This is a genomic window from Achromobacter sp. NPDC058515, from assembly GCF_042721735.1.
Taxonomy (GTDB): Bacteria; Pseudomonadota; Gammaproteobacteria; order Burkholderiales; family Burkholderiaceae_B; genus Achromobacter.
On sequence record NZ_JBHXNI010000006.1, the window covers coordinates 43898 to 63617 of the forward strand.

Sequence of the window (19720 nt, forward strand, 5' to 3'; positions counted from 1 at the left end):
TCCAGACCCCCTGCCATCATGTTTGAGTAAGCGCATGCGCTAGACCTCTTTCCCGGTCTGGCGCATCTTTACCTGAGATACGAAACAAATATGCCTGAAAAAAAGGGATCGGCAGACGCAAAAGTGCTGCATTGCTCGTTTTGCAATAAAAGCCAGCATGAAGTCCGCAAGCTGATCGCGGGTCCGTCGGTGTTCATCTGCGATGAATGCATAGACCTGTGCAACGACATCATCCGCGAGGAAGCGCAGGCTACCGCGCGCGCGGCGATTCGTTCCGAACTGCCCACTCCGGCCGAAATCAAGACTTTCCTCGACCAGTACGTCATTGGGCAGAACTCGCCCAAGCGCATGCTGGCCGTGGCCGTCTACAACCACTACAAGCGCATTCGCCACGGCGAGATCAAGGGCGACGAAGTCGAGCTGTCCAAGAGCAACATCATGCTCATCGGCCCCACCGGGTCGGGCAAGACGCTCCTGGCGCAGACGCTGGCGCGCATGCTGAATGTGCCGTTCGTCATGGCTGACGCCACCACGCTGACCGAAGCCGGCTACGTGGGCGAAGACGTCGAGAACATCATTCAGAAGTTGCTGCAGAACTGCAACTACGAAGTGGAAAAGGCGCAGCGCGCCATTATCTACATCGATGAAATCGACAAGATTTCCCGCAAGTCCGACAACCCGTCCATCACCCGCGACGTGTCGGGCGAGGGCGTGCAGCAGGCCTTGCTGAAACTGATCGAAGGCACCGTGGCTTCGGTGCCCCCGCAGGGCGGCCGCAAGCATCCCAACCAGGACTTCGTCCAGGTGGATACGACCAACATCCTGTTCATCGTGGGCGGCGCCTTCGACGGACTGGAAAAGGTCATCCGCGACCGCACCGAAAAGTCCGGCATCGGCTTCTCGGCTTCCGTGCGCGCCAAGTCGGAACGCGGCGTGGGCGAGCTCTTCTCCGAAGTCGAGCCGGAAGATCTGATCAAGTTCGGCCTCATCCCCGAGCTGGTCGGCCGTCTGCCGGTCGTCGCCACGCTGGACGAGCTGGACGAAGCGGCCCTGGTGCAGATCCTGACCGAGCCCAAGAACGCCTTGCTCAAGCAATTCCAGAAGCTGTTCGCCATGGAAGGCGCCGAGCTCGACGTGCGGCCCGCCGCACTGAAGGCCATCGCCCGCAAGGCGCTCAAGCGCAAGACTGGGGCCCGCGGCCTGCGGTCCATCATCGAGCAGGCATTGCTCGACACCATGTATGACCTGCCTTCCCAAGGCAACGTCAAGCGCGTGGTGCTGGACGACGGCGCCATTGAAGGCGAGGGCAAGCCCTTGCTGATCTACGCCGACGAAGCCACGGCTTCGGACAAGCCGGAGCGCGGGGAAGTCCGCGACGCCGCCGCTTGACCGCTGCCTGATATTTCAAAAAAGCCCGTTCTCGTAACGGGTTTTTTTGCCTTAGGGCCGTCCCCAGGTGCAAACACGCTTTTCTCGCGGCGGCGACACCCGCATACTGAGGGCGCTATCTGGGGTTTTTTTCAGCCTTCAGGTTATCCGGACGCCGAGATCTTGAATTTTCGGCTATTGTTCCCATAACAGACGTAACTGACGAGATTGCTCGGGTATTCCCGAACTTCCCGTCCCCGATACGCCGAGTCATACCGAGGAACCTCCTATGTCTGCCAGCCAGACCCTGCCTTCCGACCCGATCGACCTTCCCCTGCTGCCACTGCGCGATGTCGTGGTGTTTCCGCACATGGTCATCCCGCTGTTCGTCGGCCGTCCGCGCTCCATCCGCGCGCTCGAGGTTGCGATGGAAGCGGGCAAGAGCATCATGCTGGTGGCCCAAAAGTCCGCCGGCAAGGATGACCCCACGCCTGAAGACGTCTACGAAATTGGTTGCGTCGCCGGTATCCTGCAAATGCTCAAGCTGCCCGATGGCACCGTCAAGGTGCTGGTTGAAGGCACCCAGCGCGCCCGCATCAACAGCATCGAAGATGCCGATTCGCACTTCACCTGCCAGGTGTCGCCGATCGAGCCGGACGCCATGCAAGGGTCCGAGACCGAGGCCCTGCGCCGCGCGATCGTCGCCCAGTTCGAGCAGTACGTAAAACTCAACAAGAAGATTCCCCCGGAAATCCTGACCTCGCTGGCTGGCATCGATGATGCCGGACGCCTGGCCGATACGATCGCCGCGCATCTTCCCCTGAAGCTCGAGCAGAAGCAGAAGATGCTCGAGATCGTCGGCACCTCCGAACGCCTCGAAGGCTTGCTCACGCAGCTCGAAACCGAAATCGACATCCTCCAGGTCGAGAAGCGGATTCGCGGCCGCGTGAAGAAGCAGATGGAAAAGAGCCAGCGCGACTACTACCTGAATGAGCAGGTCAAGGCCATTCAGAAGGAGTTGGGCGAAGGCGAAGAGGGCGCGGACATCGAAGAGCTTGAAAAGAAGATCATCGCTGCCCACATGCCCAAAGAGGCGCGCAAGAAGGCCGATGCCGAGCTCAAGAAGCTCAAGCTCATGTCGCCCATGTCGGCCGAAGCCACCGTGGTGCGCAACTACATCGATACGCTCATCAACCTCCCCTGGAGGAAGAAGAGCAAGATCAACAACTCGATCAGCAACGCCGAGACGGTGCTGGACAACGATCACTACGGCCTTGAGAAGGTCAAGGAACGGATCCTGGAATATCTTGCCGTGCAACAGCGCGTGGACAAGGTGAAGGCTCCGATCCTGTGCCTGGTCGGCCCTCCGGGCGTGGGCAAGACCTCGCTTGGGCAGTCCATCGCCAAGGCGACGAACCGCAAGTTCGTCCGCATGGCGCTGGGCGGCGTGCGCGACGAAGCCGAAATCCGCGGCCACCGTCGTACGTACATCGGCTCCATGCCCGGCAAGATCGTGCAGAACATGTCGAAGGTCGGCGTGCGCAATCCCCTGTTCCTGCTTGATGAAATCGACAAGCTGGGCATGGATTTCCGCGGCGATCCCTCGTCGGCGCTGCTCGAGGTGCTGGACCCGGAACAGAACCACACGTTCCAGGACCACTACATCGAAGTCGACTTCGACCTGTCCGACGTCATGTTCGTGGCGACCAGCAACACGCTGAACATCCCGCCCGCGCTTCTGGACCGCATGGAAGTTATCCGCCTGTCGGGTTACACCGAGGAAGAGAAGATCCACATTGGCCGCGACCATCTGCTGCCCAAGCTGATGAAGAACAACGGCGTGAAGGACAGCGAGCTCACGGTGGACGACAGCGCGCTGCGCGATATCGTGCGCTATTACACCCGCGAGGCCGGCGTGCGTGCGCTCGAACGCGAAGTGGGCAAGATCTGCCGCAAGGTCATCAAGCAGTTGCTGACCCAGACTGATCGCGCCAAGGCCGAGGGCAAGACCCTTGAGGTCAAGCCGGTCAACGTCACGGGCGACAACCTGAGCGATTTCCTCGGCGTGCGCCGCTACACCTTCGGCATGGCCGAAAAGGAAAACCAGATCGGTCAGGTGACGGGTCTGGCATGGACGGAAGTCGGCGGCGACCTGCTGACGATCGAAGTCGCGGACATGCCCGGCAAAGGCGTCATCCAGCGCACGGGTTCGCTCGGCGATGTGATGAAGGAGTCGGTCGAGGCAGCGCGTACGGTGGTGCGCTCGCGCGCTCGCCGTCTGGGCTTTGCCGACAGCGTCTTCGAGAAGCACGACATGCACGTGCACGTGCCGGAAGGCGCGACCCCCAAGGACGGTCCGTCCGCGGGTATCGCGATCACCACGGCCATGGTGTCGGCCTTGTCGCGCATCCCGGTGCGCGCCGATGTCGCCATGACCGGCGAGATCACGCTGCGCGGCGAAGTGCTCCCGATCGGCGGCCTGAAGGAAAAGCTGCTGGCGGCGCACCGTGGCGGCATCAAGACGGTCTTGATCCCGGAAGAAAACGTCAAGGACTTGGCGGAGATCCCGGACAACGTCAAGAACCATCTCGAGATCGTGCCGGTGCGCTGGATCGACAAGGTGCTGGAACTGGCCCTGGAGCGTCTGCCCGAGCCTTTGGCCGAGGAAGAGGCGGTCAAGGAACCCCTGGTCGCCAAGCCGGCTGAACCCGGTTCGACCGACCCGGTGCTGAAGCACTGATCGCGCTTTACGCCCGAAAGGGCGCCTTCGAAAGAGGGCGCCGCAAAAGAAAACCCCGCCTGCGCGGGGTTTTCTTTTGCCGTTAACGATGCGCCTAGTGCAGCGCGTGGGTGCGGATCAGGCCGACCGCAATGCCTTCCAGGGCGAACTCCTGGTCGGCCTCGACCACGATGGTTTCGAAGTCGGGGTTCTCGGGCAAGAGCTCGATATGGCCGTTCTGGCGCTGCAGGCGCTTGACCGTGACGTCATCGCCCAGGCGGGCCACGACGATCTGGCCGTTGCGGGCTTCCGAGGCTTTCTTGACGGCGAGCAGGTCGCCTTCCAGGATGCCGGCGTCGCGCATGCTCATGCCGCGCACCTTCAGCAGGTAATCGGGCGCCTGGGCGAACAGGTGGGGGTCCACGCCGATTTCGCGTTCCACGTGTTCGGCGGCCAGGATGGGGCTGCCCGCCGCGACCCGGCCGACCAGCGGTAGCAGCAATTGCGCCAGCGCGGGCAGGGTGGCCTGCGTCGGCGCGGACGATGCATCCTTCAGGCGGATGCCGCGCGAGGCGCCGGCGGTAAGCTCGATGGCGCCCTTGCGGGCCAATGCCTTGAGGTGGTCTTCCGCTGCGTTGGGGGAACGGAACCCCAGGGCCTGGGCGATTTCGGCACGCGTCGGCGGAAAGCCGGTGCGCGTGACGGTCTGCCTGATGAGGTCCAGGATTTGCTGTTGACGATCCGTGAGTTTGCTGGCCATGGCGATGATCCGGTGCGAGCGGACTGTACATATATACAGCGCCATTCTGGGGGACACAGCGCAAAAAAGCAAGCCAGCGCGGGGCAAAAGAAAAACGGGACCCGAGGGTCCCGTTTCTGGCGGCAGGCCTGCAGGGGGCCTGCGTGGACGGCGTTACAGCACCGCGGCGATGCCGGCGGCTACCTTGTCGATGTTGCCGCTGTTCAGCGCAGCCACGCAGATGCGGCCGCTGGACACGGCGTAGACGCCGTGCTCTTCGCGCAGGCGATCCACTTGCGCGGCGCTCAGGCCCGAGTACGAGAACATGCCGCGCTGGTTCAGCACAAAGCTGAAGTCCTGCTTGCCGCCGTGCTCCTTGATCTTGTCGACCAGTTGCTTGCGCATCAGGCGGATGCGGTCGCGCATGCCGGCGAGCTCTTCTTCCCAGAGGGCGAAGAGTTCGGGCGTGTTCAGGACCGTCGAGACCACCGTGCCGCCGTGCGTGGGCGGGTTGGAGTAGTTGGTGCGGATCACGCGCTTCAGTTGGCTCAGCACGCGGGCGGCTTCGTCCTTGCTGCCGGCCACGACCGTCAGCGCGCCGACGCGCTCGCCGTACAGCGAGAACGACTTCGAGAACGAGGAGCTGATGAACATGGTCATGTCCAGGTCGGCGAACATGCGCACGACCGAGGCGTCTTCCGTCAGGCCGTCGCCGAACCCTTGGTAGGCGATGTCCAGGAACGGGACCAGGTTGTTTTCCTTGACGACGGCGGCGATCTGCTTCCACTGGTCGGCGGTGGGGTCCACGCCGGTCGGGTTGTGGCAACAAGCATGCAGCACGACGACGGTCTTGGCGGGCGCGGCCTTCAAGTCCGCCAGCATGGCGTCGAAGTTCAGGCCGCGGGTGGCGGCGTCGTAGTACGAATACGTGCCCACTTCAAAGCCGGCGCGCTCGAACAGCGCGCGGTGGTTTTCCCAGCTGGGATCGCTGATCAGGACCTTGGAGGCCGGCAGCAGCTGGCGCAGGAAGTCGGCGCCGATCTTCAGGGCGCCGGTGCCGCCCAGGGCTTGCGTGGTCAGCACGCGGCCTGCGGCGGCCAGTGCGGAATCCTTGCCCAGCAGCAGGGCCTGAGCACCCGAGTTGTAGCCCGCGATGCCTTCGATCGGCAGGTAGCCGCGGGCCGCGGCGGCCTCGATGCGGGCGGCTTCGGCTTTGCGCACGGCGCCCAGCAGAGGGATCCGTCCCTGATCATCGTAATACACGCCCACGCCCAGATTGACTTTACCGGGGCGGGTATCCGCGTTGTATTGTTCGTTCAGACCAAGGATGGGGTCGCGCGGCGCGAGTTCGACGGAATCGAAGAGGGTGCTCATGGGGCTCTGATGAGGTGAGTGGACGCAGTACGAGGTGCTGTGGATAATGAGGGGTTTACCCTGGAACAGTCTAGCATGCCTAAGAGCGCAATAGACCCGAGTGCGGTGGTCCCTGCCGCAGGTCCGGGATTCGTCGATTTTCCTGACAGCCCGTTTCATCTCTATCAGCCCTATCCGCCCGCGGGGGACCAGCCCACGGCCATCGCGGGGTTGACGCAGGGCGTCGAAGACGGCCTGATGTTCCAGACGCTCTTGGGCGTGACGGGGTCAGGCAAGACCTACACCATGGCCAACGTCATTGCGCGCATGGGCCGTCCCGCGCTGGTGCTGGCTCCCAACAAGACGCTGGCCGCGCAGCTGTACGCCGAGATGCGGGAGTTTTTCCCGAAGAACGCGGTGGAGTACTTCGTCTCTTATTACGACTACTACCAGCCGGAAGCCTACGTGCCGACGCGCGACCTGTTCATCGAGAAGGATTCGTCCATCAATGAGCATATCGAGCAGATGCGGCTGTCGGCCACCAAGAGCCTGCTCGAGCGCCGCGACACGATCATCGTGGGCACGGTGTCCTGCATCTACGGTATCGGCAACCCGGGCGACTATCACGCGATGGTGCTGATCCTGCGCACAGGGGACCAGATCGCCCGGCGCGAGATCCTGGCGCGCCTGGTCGCCATGCAATACACCCGCAATGATGCCGAGTTCACGCGCGGCACTTTCCGCGTGCGCGGCGAAACCATCGACATCTTTCCGGCGGAAAGCGCCGAGCTGGCATTGCGGCTGACGCTGTTCGACGACGAAATCGAAAGCCTGGAGCTGTTCGACCCCCTGACCGGGCGCATCCGCCAAAAGCTGCCGCGCTTCACGGTCTATCCCGGTTCTCATTATGTGACGCCGCGCGATACCGTGCTGCGCGCCATCGAGACCATCAAGGAAGAGCTGCGCGAACGCGTCAAGCGCTTTGTCGACGACGGACATCTGGTGGAGGCCCAGCGCCTGGAGCAGCGCACCCGCTTCGACCTGGAAATGCTGCAGGAGCTGGGGTTCTGCAAGGGTATCGAAAACTACTCCCGCCACCTGTCGGGCGCCGCGCCCGGCGATCCTCCGCCGACGCTGATCGATTACCTGCCGTCCGATGCGCTGATGTTCATCGACGAAAGCCACGTCACCATCGGGCAGTTGAGCGCCATGTACCGCGGCGACCGGTCCCGCAAGGAAACGCTGGTGCAGTACGGTTTTCGCCTGCTGTCCGCGCTGGACAACCGGCCGCTCAAGCTCGAGGAGTTTGAAGCGCGGATGCGCCAGTGCGTCTTCGTGTCGGCAACGCCCGCGGCCTACGAAAAAGAGCACGCCGACAACGTGGTGGAGCAGGTCGTGCGGCCCACGGGGCTGGTGGATCCGCTAGTCGAGGTGCTGCCCGCGCGCACGCAGGTGGACGACCTGCTGGGCCAGATCAAGGCGCGCGTTTCGCAAGGCGAGCGCGTGCTGGTCACTACCCTGACCAAGCGCATGGCGGAGGACCTGACCGACTTCCTGAGCGAGCACGGCGTGAAGGTGCGCTACCTGCACTCCGATATCGACACCGTCGAGCGCGTCGAAATTCTGCGCGACCTGCGGCTGGGCATGTTTGACGTGCTGGTGGGGATCAACCTGCTGCGCGAAGGCCTGGACATTCCCGAGGTGTCGCTGGTGGCGATCCTGGACGCGGACAAGGAAGGCTTCCTGCGTTCGGAACGCAGCCTGATCCAGACCATCGGGCGCGCGGCGCGCAACCTGAACGGGCACGCCATCCTCTATGCCGACCGGATCACGGATTCGATGCAGCGCGCCATGCAGGAAACCAGCCGCCGGCGCGCCAAGCAACTGCAGTTCAACATCGACAACGGCATTACGGCGCGCGGCGTCCATAAGGCGGTGCGCGAGTTGATAGACGGCATCGTGGCGCCGGTCCAGCACGATGCGCTGGAAGCTGCGGTTCCGGCCGAGTTCCTGAAGGACGAGAAAGCCCTGGCCCGCGAGCTCAAGCGTCTGGAAAAGCTGATGATGGATCACGCCAGAAACCTGGAATTCGAGCAGGCGGCCGCGGCCCGCGACGCCCTGACCGCCCTGAAGCAAAGGGTCCTGCTGGATGGGGCGGTGTAGCCCGGATACAGGTATCTGAATGTATCTGTTTGCTGACTAGCTGCTGAATTTCGCCTAGCACTGTTGCGTTGCAATCGTGCCTGCTCAATCTCAGCGAATCCTTGGTCGAAAGTCTGAGCGCCTACATGCAAAATACCATTCAACTATTTGATTTAATGGAATAAATCAAGGGGACGGATTTGCTCTTGATCAATTGCGCAAGCGCAAAAAAAGCTTGCCTTATCTCGGGTTTTCCCGCACACTTGCCTACATGATGACCAAGGTACTTTTCGTTTGCATGGGCAATATCTGTCGCTCGCCGAGCGCAGAGGGCGTGTTTCGCCATTTGGTGAACGACGCGGGTTTGGGCGATGTCGTGCGCATCGACTCCGCGGGCACGCACGCGTTTCATATCGGCGAGGCGCCTGATGCCCGGGCGCAGGCTGCGGCGCGTAAGCGCGGCTACGAGATCACGCACTGTGAGGCGCGTCAGGTCACCGCGGACGATTTCCGCGACTTTGATCTTATCCTCGCCATGGATTGGGACAATCTGTCCGCCATGCAGCAGCAGTGCCCCAAGGCCTATCAGCACAAGCTGATGCTGCTGATGCGCTTTGCCAATGAGTTCGAGGAGGCCACCGTGCCCGATCCGTACTATGGCGGCGCCGATGGCTTCGGCAAGGTCCTGGACTACCTTGAAGACGCCTGCCAGGGTGTCCTCGAACTGGTCCGTAAGCGCGCTACCCAGTACCAGGCGGCTTGATCCGCAATCATGCGGAACCGCCTGCAGTGCGGTTCTTGGGGTACATGGCAGTGAAGAGAACCGCGCAAATGCGCGGTTTTTTCTAGCCGGGAGCCATACCAAATTAGTCGGGAATAGGCTATACTTGACCCAATTACTCGGGTATTGACCGCTGGATTCGCTGGCGGCCATTGCCGAATCACAGGGAACCCACCATGCGGCTAACTACCAAAGGGCGTTTCGCCGTGACTGCCATGATCGATCTGGCTATGCGGCAGCATAGCGGCCCGGTCACTCTTGCGGCCATCAGCCAGCGTCAGAACATCTCGCTTTCCTATCTGGAACAGCTATTCGGAAAACTGCGCCGCCACGAACTCGTGGACAGCGTGCGTGGCCCGGGTGGCGGTTATTCGCTTGCCCGCCTGGCGCGCAACGTGACCGTCGCCGACATCATTTTCGCGGTCGATGAGCCGCTGGACGCCACCAGCTGTGGCGGCAAACGGGACTGTACGAGCGGCAACGACGGCAAGCCGGGCAAGTGCATGACGCACGAGCTCTGGGCCACGTTGAATCGCAAGATGGTCGATTACCTGGATTCGGTGTCCCTGCAAGATCTGGTTGATCAGCAGCGCGTGCGCCAATTGCAGGAAGCCAACAATCAAGCGCAGGCTTGCGCGGTGCGTGTGAACAGGGTGGGAGGCGCCAATGCCGCCAACGCCCCGACCACGACCGTCGCCGCCAATGCCACCGTATAAGAAGTATCAGGAGTTGTACAAATGACCACCCGCCCGATCTATCTGGACTATTCGGCCACGACGCCCGTCGACCCCCGCGTCGTGGACAAGATGGTGCCCTGGCTGTATGAGAACTTTGGCAACCCGGCTTCGCGCAGCCATGCGTTCGGCTGGGAGTCGGAAGAGGCCGTCGAGCGCGCCCGCGAGGAAGTCGCCAAGCTCGTCAACGCCGACCCGCGCGAGATCGTCTGGACCTCCGGCGCGACCGAGTCGGACAACCTGGCCATCAAGGGCGCCGCGAATTTCTACGCCGAACGCGGCAAGCACATCATTACCGTGAAGACCGAGCACAAGGCCGTGCTGGACACCTGTCGCGAGCTGGAACGCCAGGGCTTCGAGGTGACCTACCTGAACGTGAAGGACAACGGCCTGATCGATCTGGATGTCTTCAAGGCCGCGCTGCGTCCCGACACCGTGCTGGTGTCGGTGATGATGGTGAACAACGAGATCGGCGTGATCCAGGACGTGGAAACGCTGGGCGAGATCTGCCGCGAAAAGGGCATCATTTTCCACGTGGACGCCGCGCAGGCGACCGGCAAGGTGGAAATCGACCTGCAAAAGCTCAAGGTCGACCTGATGTCGTTCTCGGCACACAAGACCTACGGCCCCAAGGGCATCGGCGCGCTGTACGTGCGCCGCAAGCCGCGCATCCGCATCGAAGCGCAAATGCACGGCGGCGGCCACGAGCGCGGTTTCCGCTCGGGCACGCTGGCCACGCACCAGATCGTCGGCATGGGCGAGGCGTTCCGCCTGGCCCGCGAGGAAATGGGCACCGAGAACGAGCGCATCCGCATGCTGCGCGACCGCCTCTGGAATGGCCTGTCGCAGATCGAAGAGGTCTACCTGAACGGCGACATGGACCAGCGCGTCCCGCACAACCTGAATGTCAGCTTCAACTATGTCGAAGGCGAGTCCCTGATCATGGCGATCAAGGAACTGGCCGTTTCCAGCGGTTCGGCCTGCACGTCCGCGAGCCTGGAGCCGTCCTACGTGCTGCGCGCCCTGGGCCGCAACGACGAACTGGCGCACAGCTCGATCCGTTTCACGCTGGGCCGCTTCACGACCGAAAAGGAAGTGGATTTCGCTGTTGAACTGATCAAGAGCCGGGTCGGCAAGCTGCGCGATATGTCGCCGCTGTGGGAAATGGCCAAGGAAGGCATCGACTTGAACACCGTGCAGTGGGCTGCGCACTAAGCGCCCGCGCCTGGATTTACGTGGAGAATTAACATGTCTTACAGCACCAAAGTTCTGGATCACTACGAAAACCCCCGCAACGTCGGTTCGTTCGACAAGTCGGACGAGTCGGTGGGCACCGGCATGGTCGGCGCCCCGGCCTGTGGCGACGTCATGAAGCTGCAGATCAAGGTCAACGAAGCCGGCGTGATCGAAGACGCGCGCTTCAAGACCTACGGCTGCGGCTCGGCCATTGCTTCCAGCTCGCTCGTGACCGAATGGGTCAAGGGCAAGACGCTGGACCAAGCCATGAACATCCGCAACACGCAGATCGCTGAAGAGCTGGCCCTGCCGCCCGTGAAGGTTCACTGTTCCATCCTGGCCGAAGACGCGATCAAGGCCGCGGTGCAGAACTACAAAGAAAAGCACTCGGTTCCGGCCGAAGCTGTGGCGGGCTGATTATGTCCGTTACCCTGACCCAACAGGCTGCCACCCATATCGGCCGCTACTTGCAGAAGCGCGGAAAGGGTATCGGCTTGCGGCTCGGCGTTAGGACGACGGGCTGCTCCGGCATGGCCTACAAGTTGGAGTATGTGGACGAAGTGGCGTCGGAAGACATCGTGTTCGAGAGCTTTGGCGTGAAGGTCTTCATTGATCCGAAAAGCCTGTCTTATCTCGATGGCACGGAGCTGGACTACGCCCGCGAAGGCCTGAACGAAGGCTTCAAGTTCCGCAACCCCAACGAGAAGGCGACCTGCGGCTGCGGCGAGTCGTTCACGGTGTAAGTCTTGGCTGGAGACGATCACTTCAGCCTGTTCGGCTTGCCGGCACGCTTCGACCTGGACCCTCAAGCACTGGAAGGCGCATGGCGCACCGTCGCCGCGCAGGTGCATCCCGACCGCTTTGCCACGGCAAGTCCCGCGGAACGCCGCGTGGCCATGCAGTGGGCGGCCCGCGCCAACGAGGCGTACCGCCAGTTGCGGGATCCGCTGCTGCGCGCGCGCTACCTGTGCGAACAGGCCGGCGTGGACCTGCAGACCGAAAGCAATACGTCGATGGACACGGCTTTCCTGATGCAGCAGATGACCTGGCGCGAGATGCTGGACGATGCGCGCGACGATGCCGGCGCCTTGGTTGCGCTGCAGGCGGAATTGGACGAGGCGCGCACCGAGATGCGCGCCACGCTGACCCGCTTGCTGGACGACGAGCAAGACTACGCCACGGCCGGGCTCAAGGTGCGGGAATGGATGTTCGTGGAAAAGCTGGCGCAAGAGCTGGCGCACGCCCATCCCGCGGGATAGCCAAAGGCGCGTTGGGGCGTCCGTGCGACGGGCGCCAGGACACCGCAGCCTACTGACCAGAAAAAATGAATCATGGCCTTATTGCAGATATCCGAGCCCGGTGAATCGCCCGCGCCGCACCAGCGCAAGCTGGCGGTCGGGATCGACCTGGGCACTACCAATTCCCTCGTCGCGGCTGTGCGCAGCAGCGTCGCCGAAGTGCTGCCTGACTCGCAAGGCCATGCCTTGCTGCCGTCGGCGGTGCGCTATTTCCCCGGCGGCAAGGTCACGACCGGCCGCGAGCCCCTGGCCCAGCAGGCCGAAGATCCGCTGAACACCGTGGTGTCCGTGAAGCGCTTCATGGGCCGCTCGCTGGAAGAGGCCCGCGCCACGCGCGCGCCGTATGAATTCGTGGACGCGCCCGGCATGGTGCGGATCCGCACGGCCCAGGGCGACCTGAGCCCCGTTGAGGTCTCCGCGCAGATCCTGGCGGTGCTGCGCCAGCGCGCGGAAGATGTGCTGGGCGACGACCTGGTGGGCGCCGTCATCACGGTGCCCGCGTATTTCGACGACGCCCAGCGTCAGGCGACGCGCGACGCCGCCCGCCTGGCCGGGCTGAACGTCCTGCGCCTGCTGAATGAACCGACCGCGGCGGCCATTGCCTATGGCCTGGATCACGCCTCGGAAGGCGTGTACGCCGTCTATGACCTGGGCGGCGGCACCTTTGATATTTCCATCCTGCGCCTGACCCAGGGCGTGTTCGAAGTGATTTCCACCGGCGGCGATACCGCGCTGGGCGGCGACGACTTTGACGGCCTGATCGTGGATCACGCCGTGGCCAGGCTGGCAGCGGGCGAGTTGTCGCCCTCGGATCGCCGTAGCCTGTTGATGGCCGCCCGGGCGGCCCGCGAAGCCTTGTCCGACGCCGACACCGCCAGCCTGAAGCTGACGCTGTCCGACGGCCGCGAGGTGGATCTTGCCCTGACCCGCGCCGAATTCGAAGCGCTGGCCCAGCCCTTGATCGAGCGGACGCTGGACTGTGCGCGCCGCGCCTTGCGCGATGCGTCGCTGAAGGCCGCCGACGTGCGCGGCGTGGTGATGGTGGGCGGCGCGACGCGCATGCCCGTCGTGCGCGCCGCCGTGGGCAAGGTGTTCGGCACCGACCCCCTGACCGATCTGGATCCGGATCAGGTCGTTGCGCTGGGCGCCGCCCTGCAGGCCAATCTGCTGGCGGGCAATCGCGCGCCGGGCGAAGACTGGCTGCTGCTGGACGTGATTCCCTTGTCGCTGGGCCTGGAGACGATGGGCGGGCTGGTCGAGCGCATCATCCCGCGCAACAGCACCATACCCGTGGCGCGCGCCCAGGAGTTCACGACGTTCAAGGATGGCCAGACGGCCATGAGCATCCATGTGGTGCAGGGCGAACGCGACTTGGTCGCGGATTCCCGCTCGCTGGCGCGCTTTGAGTTGCGCGGCATTCCGCCCATGGTGGCGGGCACCGCCCGCATCCGCGTGACCTTCCAGGTGGATGCGGATGGCCTGCTGAGCGTCACTGCGCGCGAACAGAGCAAGGGCGTGGAAGCCATGGTTTCCGTCAAGCCGTCCTACGGCCTGTCGGACGACGAAATTGCGCAGATGCTGGCTGACAGCGTGGCGCAGGCCGATACCGATGCGAAGGCCCGCATGCTGCGCGAGCAGCAAGTGGACGCGCGCCAGTTGGTCGAGTCCGTGCAGGCGGCCCTGGCCGTCGACGGCGACCTGCTGGACGCCGATGAACGAAAGCGGGTGGACGAATGCCTGCAGGCCGCCACGGCGGCGCAGGACGCCCAGGACGTGGATACGGTGAAAGAAGCGGTGCAGGCCTTGTCGGCCGCGACCGACGACTTTGCCGCGCGGCGGATGGATCGCAGCATCCGCGCCGCGCTGGCTGGCCGCAAACTTGACGAGATCGCCTGATAAGAAGTTATGCCGAAACTGACTGTATTGCCTCATCCCGATTACTGCCCGGAAGGCGCCGTGATCGAAGACGCGCCCAAGGGCGTATCGATTTGCCGCGTACTGCTGGACAACCATATCGATATCGAGCATGCCTGCGAACTGTCGTGCGCGTGCACGACCTGTCACGTCGTGGTCAAGCAGGGCTATGCTTCGCTGGAAGACGCCACGGACGACGAGGAAGACCTGCTGGACAAGGCCTGGGGCCTGACGCCGACGTCGCGCTTGTCCTGCCAGGCCGTGGTGACCGATGCCGACCTGACGGTCGAGATCCCCAAGTACACGATCAACCACGCGAAAGAGGGCCATTGATGAAGTGGACCGACACCTACGAGATCGCCGCCGCGCTGGTGGACGCGCATCCTGACGTGGATCCCAAGACGCTGCGTTTCATGCAGTTGCGGGAGTGGGTCATGGACTTGCCGGACTTCAGCGATGATCCCGCCCACTGCGGCGAGAAGATCCTGGAAGCCATCCAGATGGCCTGGATCGACGAAGCGGACTGATCGCCGTACCGCAAGCGCTCCCTACGGGGAGCGTTTTTTGTTTCCGGCCTGCCCATCGGCGGCGGGATTTGCGCGGGCGCGGCGGGAATCCGGCGCTGCCATGCCGCAGCCGCGGTGGCACGGTATCATCAGGGATCCATTTGTCGTCCCTACTAGCCCGAGTCTACCGATGCCCGCTGCCCAATTGCGTTTTGGCCTGGCCGCCAATCGACTGCACCATGAAACTCCCGACGCCGCCTTGTTCACCTGGCTGCGCGCGTGCTCGTCCACCATACGCGAGCTCGGGGTGCAGTTGCACACCGTGGGCCGCACGCATGACGCGATCGTGCGGGAAGGCATGCTGCAGGGCTATAGCGGGCTGGTCCGCTATCCCTACGGCCGCGAGGGCGGCCTGATGAAGCTGGTGGCCCGCGTGACCGAGGGGCGCGATGGGCTGGCGCCGTTCGACGGCGCCATCTACCTGATCGATCCGGTCGATCCGTCTTCGATTTTTCCGGAGGCGCTGGCGCTCAAGCGCCAGTGCATCACGCACGGCCGTCCATTCATTTCGACGCTGGCCGGCGCCATCGAGTGGATGGAAGTCGAACGCATCCATGCGGGGCTGGCGCCGGACGCATCGGCGTCGCGCCATTTCAACTTCACCGGCCAGACGCTGGCGCTGATCGCCCACGATGCGCTCAAGGACGAGATGGTGGCATTCGCCGCCGAGCACTTCGACGTGCTGTCGCGGTTTGCGCGGCGCGTGGCCACCGGCACGACCGGCGGCCGCCTGAACGACCTGGCATGGTCGCGCGGCTGGCCCAAGGACACGCCTTGGGTGCATCGCTATCTGAGCGGGCCGCTGGGCGGCGATGCGCAGATCGCGGAACTGGTGCTGGAGCATCAATGCCAGCGCGTGATCTTTTTTGAGGATCCGCACGTGGCCCGCCAGCACGAGGCCGACATCCAGCTGCTGGAGCGCGCCGTGCGCGTCGTGACGGAATCGGCCACCTGCGCCACGTCTCCGACGGTGGCGCGGCGATGGGCGCAGGCGGTGGAAAAGCGCGCCATCTGAGTCCGGGAGGTTCAGGCGCCCATCATTGCCCGGTGAATCGCGCGGGACGCTTCTCGCGGAATGCCGCGACGCCTTCCGCGAAGTCGGCGCGCCTGGCGGAGTCCAGAAAGCGCGCGGTCTCTTCGGCCAGCTGCGTTTCCAGCGTGGCGTGCGCGGCGCTGCGCAGCAGGTCCTTGGCGCCCGCGATCCCATGCGGGGCATGGCAAGCGATGTCCCGCGCGTAGGCCTGGGCCGCTGCTGCAAGTACCGCGGCCGGGGCGGTGCGCGTGACGATGCCCCAAGCCAGCGCGTCGCTGGCGGTGAAGGCGTCGTGCCGCAGCAGCAGATCCAGTGCGCGCCTGGCGCCCAGCACCCGCATGAGCCCGTGCGTCATGCCGGCATCGGGCGTGGCGCCCAGCTTCAGATAGGCGGTCATGAAGCGTGTGTCCGTGTCCGCGATGGCGAGGTCGCAGGCGAGCACCAGCGAAAGTCCCGCGCCCGCGGCGACGCCGTGCGCCTGCGCGAGCCAGACCTTGTCCATGCGGGCGATCCGCGCGATGAAATCATTCAGCGGCGTGAACAGGTCGAGCAGCGTGCCGCGGACCTTTTCGGGCTCGCCCGTGAACATGCCGATGTCTCCGCCGGCGCAGAAGGCTTTGCCCGCGCCGCGCAGCAGAACGACGCGGATGTCCTGGCGCGTTTCCAGCCACTGGGCGGCCGATTGCAGGTCTACGGCCATGGCGACATCGATGGCATTGAGCGTGTCGGCGCGGTTGAGCGTGACGGTCGCGAGCGCGCCGTCGGTTTCCAGCCGCAGCGTCTGGAAGGCCGGAAGTCCCTGGTTCATGCTTGTCTCCGTTATCGGGTAAATACCAGCTGTCGATCCAAAAACCGCGATGCTATGGTCTGAACCGAGCGCTTGCTTGGTTTTGTTTTCAGCACGCTTAGCGTAACGCATAGAACGATTTTCCGGCGCTGTACTGGCGTAGGTAAAGACAGGTTCGTTGCATCTCCTGCCTAGCGGGTTCGCCAGATTCACCGTCGCAAGAAATGTCCGCCGCAGGCGGCAAAAATACTTCGCAGCAAAAGCGAGGAGACAAATGGTGGATCAGTCCGACAGGCCTCCCTTGCTGGAGGTGGATGGGGTGACGCTGGCGTTCGGCGGAGTCAAGGCGCTTACGGGCGTGGGCTTTCACGTGGCGCCTGGGTCCATCACCACGGTCATCGGCCCGAACGGCGCCGGCAAGACCTCGCTTTTCAATACCATTTCCGGCTTCTACAAGCCCGCATCGGGGCAGATCCGGTTCGAGGGCCGCGACATCACGCGCGTGGCCGCGCCGGAACGCGCCAGGCTTGGACTGGCGCGCAGCTTCCAGAACATTGCGCTGTTTCGCGGCATGACGGTGCTGGACAACATCAAGCTGGGCCGCCATGCGCATCTGCGCAGCAACGTGCTGGACGCCTTGTTCTATCTGGGGCGGGCGCGCCGCGAGGAAATGGCGCTGCGGGCCGACATAGAAGAACGCATCATCGACTTCCTGGAGATCGACCATATCCGCCACGCGCCGGTGGCGGCGCTGTCCTACGGCCTGCAAAAGCGCGTGGAGCTGGCGCGGGCGCTTGCCATGAACCCCAAGGTGCTGATGCTGGACGAGCCCGTCGCCGGCATGAACCGCGAAGAGACCGACGACATGGCGCGCTTTATCCTGGATGCGCGCTCCGAGTGGGGCCTGACCGTGCTGATGGTGGAGCACGACATGGGCATGGTGATGGACCTGTCCGACCACGTCGTGGTGCTGAACTTCGGCCAGGTGATCGCCGACGGCACGCCTTCCGAGGTGCAGGCCAACCCGGAGGTCATCAAGGCCTATCTGGGCGCGGGCGACGTGGGCGACCTGCGGCGCCGCCTGAGGGAGGCGGCCTGATGGATTGGCTGTTCCTCCTGGAGGTGACGCTGGCCGGGCTGGGCAGCGGCGGGCTGTATGCGCTGGCCGCGCTGGCGTTCGTCATCGTCTACAAGGCGACGCGCGTGGTGAACATCGCCATCGGCGAATTCCTGATGCTGGGCGCCTATGTGTTCTATGCGTTTGCGACCGGCATGCAGTGGCCCATCTGGCTGGCGATCGTGGGCGCGGTCGTGGTGTCCGGCGCCCTGGGCGCGCTGGTCGAGCGCCTGACGATACGGCCCATGCTGGGCGAGGCGCCGATCTCGGTGTTTATGATCACCGTGGGCCTGGCGTCGATCCTGGTGGGCGCGGTGGAACTGATCTGGACGGCGGACCAGCGCCGGTTGCCGGAATTCATGCCGCGTGCGCCCGTCATGATCGGCGAAGCGTTCGTGGCGCCCAAGGTCTTCTACGGCTTCTGGGTGGCGGTGGCGCTGGCCTTGCTGGTGCTGGTGGTGTTCCGGTATTGGCGCGGCGGGGTCGCCTTGCGCGCCACGGCTTCGGACCAGGGCGCGGCCTATGCCATGGGCATCAATGTGCCGCGCGTGTTCTCGCTGGCCTGGGTGACGGCGGGGGCCATCGCGGCGGTGTCGGGCGTGATCGTGGGCGCCATCGGCGGGATCTCGTCCTCGATGGGCGTGTTCGGCCTGTCGGTGCTGGTGGTGGTGATCGTGGGCGGCCTGGACAGCGTGGCGGGAGCCCTGGTCGGTGGCATCTTCATCGGGTTGCTGGAGGCCTGGGCGGGGGCCTACATGGGCGGCGAGTACAAGTTGCTGGCCACCTTCATCGTGCTGGTCGTGGTGCTGATGGCCAGGCCGTATGGCCTCTTTGGCACCCGTGAAATCGAGAGGCTCTGATCCATGCGTATCGCGACTGCCAAGCAGACCTACCTGGCCGACGAGGCGCTGTTCGATACGCGGACCCAGCACGTGTGGCTGGCCCTGCTGGCGGCGTCGCTTGTACTGTTTCCCTTCGTGGCGGATGCGTATTGGCTTTACCTGGCCTGCCTGGTGGCGATCAACATCGCCAGCGCGACGGGGCTCAATATCCTGACGGGCTACACCGGGCTGGTCAGCCTGGGGCAGGCCGCGTTCATGGGCCTGGGGGCATACACGGTCGCGGTGATGGAACTGCGCCTGGGCACGCCGGTGCTGGTCAACCTGCTGGGAGGCGGGGTGGTGGCGATGGCGGGCGGGCTGCTGGTCGGCATTCCGTCCCTGCGGGTGAAGGGGCTGTACCTGGCCATCGCCACGATCGCCGCTTCGTTCATCGCGCATTTCATCTTTGCGAACTGGCAGTTCACGGGCGGGACCACCGGCCTGCAGGTGCCGCCGGCGCGGGTGCTGGGCCTGGACCTGGACACCTCGTTCAAGATCTATTGGCTGATCGTGCCGGTGACGGCGCTGATGGTGCTGGGCGCGGCGAATCTGTTCCGCACCCGCATCGGGCGCGCCTTCATCGCGATCCGCGACCGCGACATCTCGGCCGAGGTGCTGGGCATCCGGCTGCTGCGCTACAAGCTGCTGTCCTTCGGGCTGTCCTCGTTCTACGCGGGCGTGGCGGGCGGCCTGTGGGCGTATTTCTTTCGCGTGGTCACGCCGGAGAGCTTTCCGCTGATCATGTCGATCTTCTTCCTGGCGGCCATCATCGTAGGCGGCATGGGCTCGATCCTGGGATCCATCCTGGGCGCCATCTTCATGACGATGGTGCCGGAGTTTCTCAAGCTGATCGTCGGCTGGCTGCCCGTAGGCGGCGACGCGCTGCGGCTGATTTCGCCAGTGCGCACCATCGTTTTCGGCCTGCTGATCGTGGGCTTCTTGATCTTCGAGCCGCATGGGCTCGCGGAAATCTGGCGGCGCGTGCGCCGATTCTTTCACCTCTGGCCCTTTCGCACGTAGCGTTTCGCACTTGACGCGACGGCGGCCATCCA

The 19720-nt window shown here is 64.1% G+C and carries 19 protein-coding genes; 16 read left to right on the forward strand and 3 right to left on the reverse strand.

Annotation, left to right across the window (positions count from 1 at the left end; genetic code table 11):
* Positions 1–90 precede the first annotated feature (90 nt).
* Both clpX and lon read left to right on the forward strand, forming a co-directional pair.
* On the forward strand, positions 91–1389 hold the full coding sequence (gene clpX, locus ACFWP0_RS12575; RefSeq protein WP_377842419.1) for an ATP-dependent Clp protease ATP-binding subunit ClpX: 1299 nt from the start codon (positions 91–93) through the stop codon (positions 1387–1389).
* Between the two features lie 268 nt (positions 1390–1657).
* Complete coding sequence (gene lon / locus ACFWP0_RS12580; RefSeq protein WP_377842420.1) at positions 1658–4108, forward strand: endopeptidase La; 2451 nt, start codon at positions 1658–1660, stop codon at positions 4106–4108.
* Between the two features lie 94 nt (positions 4109–4202).
* Here the strand turns inward: lon and lexA are convergent, their stop codons facing one another.
* Entirely contained in the window at positions 4203–4847 is a 645-nt protein-coding gene (lexA, locus tag ACFWP0_RS12585) for a transcriptional repressor LexA (RefSeq protein ID WP_377842422.1), read from the reverse strand.
* Positions 4848–5000: 153 nt separating this feature from the next.
* The gene (locus tag ACFWP0_RS12590) at positions 5001–6200 is read right to left on the reverse strand and encodes an amino acid aminotransferase (protein WP_377842423.1); all 1200 of its coding nucleotides are present in this window, start codon (positions 6198–6200) and stop codon (positions 5001–5003) included.
* A gap of 75 nt (positions 6201–6275) precedes the next feature.
* Between ACFWP0_RS12590 and uvrB the strand changes: the two genes are divergently transcribed.
* The 11 genes from uvrB (at position 6276) to ACFWP0_RS12645 (ending at position 15865) form a co-directional block, all read left to right on the forward strand.
* The gene (uvrB, locus tag ACFWP0_RS12595; protein ID WP_377842425.1) at positions 6276–8342 is read left to right on the forward strand and encodes an excinuclease ABC subunit UvrB; all 2067 of its coding nucleotides are present in this window, start codon (positions 6276–6278) and stop codon (positions 8340–8342) included.
* 250 nt (positions 8343–8592) lie between these two features.
* On the forward strand, positions 8593–9084 hold the full coding sequence (locus ACFWP0_RS12600; protein WP_377842774.1) for a low molecular weight protein-tyrosine-phosphatase: 492 nt from the start codon (positions 8593–8595) through the stop codon (positions 9082–9084).
* A gap of 194 nt (positions 9085–9278) precedes the next feature.
* A complete protein-coding gene (iscR, locus tag ACFWP0_RS12605; protein ID WP_171663886.1) occupies positions 9279–9818 on the forward strand; it encodes a Fe-S cluster assembly transcriptional regulator IscR in 540 nt (179 codons plus the stop codon).
* Between the two features lie 21 nt (positions 9819–9839).
* Positions 9840–11051: an IscS subfamily cysteine desulfurase gene (locus ACFWP0_RS12610; RefSeq protein ID WP_377842427.1), complete on the forward strand. Its 1212-nt coding sequence runs from the start codon at positions 9840–9842 to the stop codon at positions 11049–11051.
* Positions 11052–11084: 33 nt separating this feature from the next.
* Complete coding sequence (gene iscU / locus ACFWP0_RS12615; protein ID WP_006225297.1) at positions 11085–11489, forward strand: Fe-S cluster assembly scaffold IscU; 405 nt, start codon at positions 11085–11087, stop codon at positions 11487–11489.
* A gap of 2 nt (positions 11490–11491) precedes the next feature.
* The gene (gene iscA / locus ACFWP0_RS12620) at positions 11492–11815 is read left to right on the forward strand and encodes an iron-sulfur cluster assembly protein IscA (protein ID WP_171663884.1); all 324 of its coding nucleotides are present in this window, start codon (positions 11492–11494) and stop codon (positions 11813–11815) included.
* Positions 11816–11818: 3 nt separating this feature from the next.
* Positions 11819–12331: a Fe-S protein assembly co-chaperone HscB gene (gene hscB, locus ACFWP0_RS12625; RefSeq protein ID WP_377842428.1), complete on the forward strand. Its 513-nt coding sequence runs from the start codon at positions 11819–11821 to the stop codon at positions 12329–12331.
* A gap of 72 nt (positions 12332–12403) precedes the next feature.
* The gene (hscA, locus tag ACFWP0_RS12630; RefSeq protein ID WP_377842430.1) at positions 12404–14266 is read left to right on the forward strand and encodes a Fe-S protein assembly chaperone HscA; all 1863 of its coding nucleotides are present in this window, start codon (positions 12404–12406) and stop codon (positions 14264–14266) included.
* A gap of 9 nt (positions 14267–14275) precedes the next feature.
* Entirely contained in the window at positions 14276–14617 is a 342-nt protein-coding gene (fdx, locus tag ACFWP0_RS12635) for an ISC system 2Fe-2S type ferredoxin (protein ID WP_377842431.1), read from the forward strand.
* The gene (iscX, locus tag ACFWP0_RS12640) at positions 14617–14811 is read left to right on the forward strand and encodes a Fe-S cluster assembly protein IscX (RefSeq protein WP_377842432.1); all 195 of its coding nucleotides are present in this window, start codon (positions 14617–14619) and stop codon (positions 14809–14811) included. Before fdx ends, iscX begins: the two co-directional genes overlap by 1 nt.
* Before the next feature lie 169 nt (positions 14812–14980).
* Positions 14981–15865 (forward strand): methylglyoxal synthase, encoded by an 885-nt coding sequence (locus tag ACFWP0_RS12645; RefSeq protein WP_377842434.1) that lies wholly within the window; start codon positions 14981–14983, stop codon positions 15863–15865.
* 22 nt (positions 15866–15887) lie between these two features.
* On the opposite strand, the gene ACFWP0_RS12650 is transcribed toward ACFWP0_RS12645, so the two are convergent.
* The gene (locus ACFWP0_RS12650; protein WP_377842435.1) at positions 15888–16691 is read right to left on the reverse strand and encodes an enoyl-CoA hydratase/isomerase family protein; all 804 of its coding nucleotides are present in this window, start codon (positions 16689–16691) and stop codon (positions 15888–15890) included.
* Between the two features lie 253 nt (positions 16692–16944).
* Between ACFWP0_RS12650 and ACFWP0_RS12655 the strand changes: the two genes are divergently transcribed.
* The 3 genes from ACFWP0_RS12655 to ACFWP0_RS12665 are packed head-to-tail and all read left to right on the forward strand — an operon-like array spanning position 16945 to position 19688.
* On the forward strand, positions 16945–17769 hold the full coding sequence (locus ACFWP0_RS12655; RefSeq protein WP_377842436.1) for an ABC transporter ATP-binding protein: 825 nt from the start codon (positions 16945–16947) through the stop codon (positions 17767–17769).
* Positions 17769–18647 carry a branched-chain amino acid ABC transporter permease gene (locus tag ACFWP0_RS12660; RefSeq protein WP_377842437.1) on the forward strand — a complete coding sequence of 293 codons (879 nt, stop codon included), beginning with the start codon at positions 17769–17771 and terminating at the stop codon, positions 18645–18647. The genes ACFWP0_RS12655 and ACFWP0_RS12660 overlap by 1 nt, the downstream gene beginning before the upstream one ends.
* Positions 18648–18650: 3 nt before the next feature.
* A complete protein-coding gene (locus ACFWP0_RS12665; RefSeq protein WP_377842438.1) occupies positions 18651–19688 on the forward strand; it encodes a branched-chain amino acid ABC transporter permease in 1038 nt (345 codons plus the stop codon).
* The last annotated feature ends 32 nt before the right edge of the window (positions 19689–19720 follow it).